A 2,653-nucleotide genomic window follows, 5' to 3' on the forward strand; every position below is an offset into this window, starting at 1 on the left:
GTCCCGTCCGGATCCGCCCGCCTCGCGACCCGGACCACTTCGTCGACCTGGCCGAGACCATCGTCTACCAGCAGCTGGCCGGCGCGGCGGCCGCCGCCATCTGGGGCAGGGTCGCCGCGCTGTTCGACGGCACCATCACCCCCGAGGCGGTGCTGGCGGTCCCGGACCAGGACCTCCGCACGGCGGGGCTGTCCCGGAACAAGATCGCCTCGATCCGCGACCTGGCAGCGAAGGTCGCCGACGGCACGGTCCCGCTCGATGGGATCAACCGGCTGAAGGACGACGTGATCGTGGAGCGCCTCAGCCTGGTCCGGGGGATCGGCCGGTGGACGGCCGAGATGTTCCTGATCTTCCAGCTCCGCCGCCCGGACGTGTGGCCGGTGGACGACTACGGGGTCCGGAAGGGCTATGCGCTCGCGTACGGGCTTCCCGGGCTTCCCACGGCGCGACAGCTCCAGCAGGAAGGGGAGCGGTTCCGTCCGTACCGGACGGTGGCGGCCTGGTACCTGTGGCGGGCCGTCGAGCTGCGCCTCCCGGGCGTCGATCCCGCCTAGCGAGCCCGGCTGCCGGCGTCCTGGAGGACGTTGGCGAGGGCCTTGTCGAAACCTTCCCTGGCCGGGTTCAGGGCCAGCAGCCCCTCGTCCCCGGACAGGTCGTCCCGATGCAGCACGATGGTGACGACCTTGGAGCGAAGGTCCCGCAGGACCGACGCCAGCTCGGATCCACGCATGGAGCGCAGGGCCTCGTCCAGGACGGCGACGTCCACGCGCTCTTCCAGGCAGGCCTCCAGCGCGTCGAAGGGGCTCGAGTACTGGAGTGCCACCTCGTGCCGGGTGGTCGCCACGACGGAGGCCACCCGGGCGCGGAGCTCGTCGTCAGGGGACGCGATCAGGACCCGAAGCGAGGTCAAGGGACTCCTTGCACCACCGGACGGAACACCGGACGGAAGCGGCCACGCCCCCGTCTGGGGAGGGGCCGCTTCTCGACCGGTTCCCCTGGTCGTGGGAGCCCTACCCCCCAAGCGGAGCTCCCCGACAGGAGGTCTCAGTGCCACTCGAAGTTCGCGCCGCCCGCCATCAACACCGCGAGCAAGGTGAGAAGGACTAGCCCGATGGTCCAAAGCCGCTTCACCCGTTCCTCCCTCCTCCTGTGACTGGCGCGCGGATGGTACTCGGAACATTAACTGAGAGTCAAGAAATACTGTTAACGAGGCTCGTACCACGGTAGAGTGGGCACCATGGATCTCGCGGGGCGATTCCGGGCCCTTCGGGTGCGGGCGGAGATGACCAAGACGGCCCTGGCCCGGCCTCGGTACACCGTCAGCTACGTCAGCCAGATCGAATCCGGGAAGCGGCGGCCGTCGCCGGAGGCCCTGGCCTTCTTCGCGGAGCGGTTGGGGGTGGCGCCGGAGTTCCTCGCTACCGGGGTCCCCGAGGGGATGGAGGAAGTGCTCCGGTATCGCCTGGAGGGCGCCCGCCGCAGCCTTCGCCTGGGCGATGCCCGCGAGGCCGAGGAAGCCACCCGGTCCGCGCGTTCGGAGGCCGAGGAGTACGGGCTGGCCGTCGTGCGGGCCCAGGCCTGCGTGCTCCTGGGTGAGGCCCTCATGGCGCAAACGCGGTTCCGGGCGGCCATCGACGCCTACGAGGAAGCGCTGGAAGGCGGCCACCTCTCGGAGCGGGATGCCGGCATGGCGGTGTCCGGGGTGGGCCGGGCGTACCGGAACGTCGGCGACCTCACCTACGCCGCGGAGGTGGTGGAGTCGTTCCTGTCCCGGGGCGGCGGTCTTCCGCTCGACCCGGGCGTGGTCGCGGAGCTCCACGCCGTGCTGATCTCGATCTACTTCGAGAGGGGCGACATCCACCGGGCCGAGCGAGCGGCCGAGCGGGCTCTGGCCGCGGCCGACCTCGGCGCTCCTCCGGAGATCCGGGCCAACGTCCTGTGGGACGCCAGCCGGGTCATGGCGGAGGCCAAGCGGTGGCAGGAGGCCCTGGACTTCGCCACGAGGGCCCGCATGCTGATGGAGGAGCTGGAGGACCTCCGAAACGTGGCCAGGCTCCACACCAACTACGCGTTCCTGTGCCTGGAATCGGACCCACCCCGGCTGGGCGAGGCGCACGAGCACCTCGACGCGGCGGAGTCATGGCTCCAGAACGCCTCCGCCACCAGGCACCTCGCCTTCGTGCACTCGGAGCGGGCTCGCCTGGCGCTGCTGGAAGGCCGCTACCGGGAAGCCGTGGCGTTCGCGGAGCGCGCCATCGTGGGGGCCGGAGACGACGACATCGACGTGGCCAAGACCCTGTTCGTGAAGGGCCGGGCCCTCACCGGCCTGGGACGGGTCGACGATGCCAGGCGGGCGTTCCTCCTGGCCGGCGACCTGTTCGAGAAGCACGGCGCGCGACAGCAGCTGGCGTCGTGCTGGCGGGAGGTGGGCGAGCTCGACCTCTCCGACGGCCAGCTGGAGCGGGCCGTGGAATCGTTCCGCACGGGCCTCGAGGCGCTCGGCACCAGCCGCGCGCGGCCCTGACCCGCACCGTTCGCCCTTCCCTCTCGGTCGTCTCGGTCGTCCCGGTCCCCGCACACCGGGGAGGCCCACCGTACAGTTGACCCCGTGAGGACCGCGGCTCGCCCTGGCCCGGAACCGGAAGCTCCGGCG

3 protein-coding genes are annotated in these 2,653 nt (G+C 71.3%); 2 read left to right on the top strand and 1 reads right to left on the bottom strand.

Annotated features, from left to right (window positions below; all coding sequences use genetic code 11):
• Positions 1-554, top strand: a 554-nt coding sequence (locus M3Q23_18840; GenBank protein ID MDP9344107.1) for a hypothetical protein, incomplete at its 5' end; no start/stop codon positions are given.
• Here M3Q23_18840 and M3Q23_18845 read toward each other — a convergent pair.
• Positions 551-910 (bottom strand): hypothetical protein, encoded by a 360-nt coding sequence (locus tag M3Q23_18845; protein MDP9344108.1) that lies wholly within the window; start codon positions 908-910, stop codon positions 551-553. The genes M3Q23_18840 and M3Q23_18845 overlap by 4 nt on opposite strands.
• 327 nt (positions 911-1,237) lie before the next feature.
• Between M3Q23_18845 and M3Q23_18850 the strand changes: the two genes are divergently transcribed.
• Positions 1,238-2,524, top strand: a complete 1,287-nt coding sequence (locus M3Q23_18850) for a helix-turn-helix domain-containing protein (GenBank protein ID MDP9344109.1) — start codon at positions 1,238-1,240, stop codon at positions 2,522-2,524.
• Positions 2,525-2,653 lie beyond the last annotated feature (129 nt).

Source organism: Actinomycetota bacterium (assembly GCA_030774015.1).
Lineage (GTDB): Bacteria > Actinomycetota > UBA4738 > UBA4738 > JACQTL01 > JALYLZ01.

Coding starts and splice junctions, on each gene's coding strand:
- M3Q23_18850 (MDP9344109.1), top strand. CDS start 1,238: ATGGATCTCGCGGGGCGATTCCGGGCCCTTCGGGTGCGGGCGGAGATG.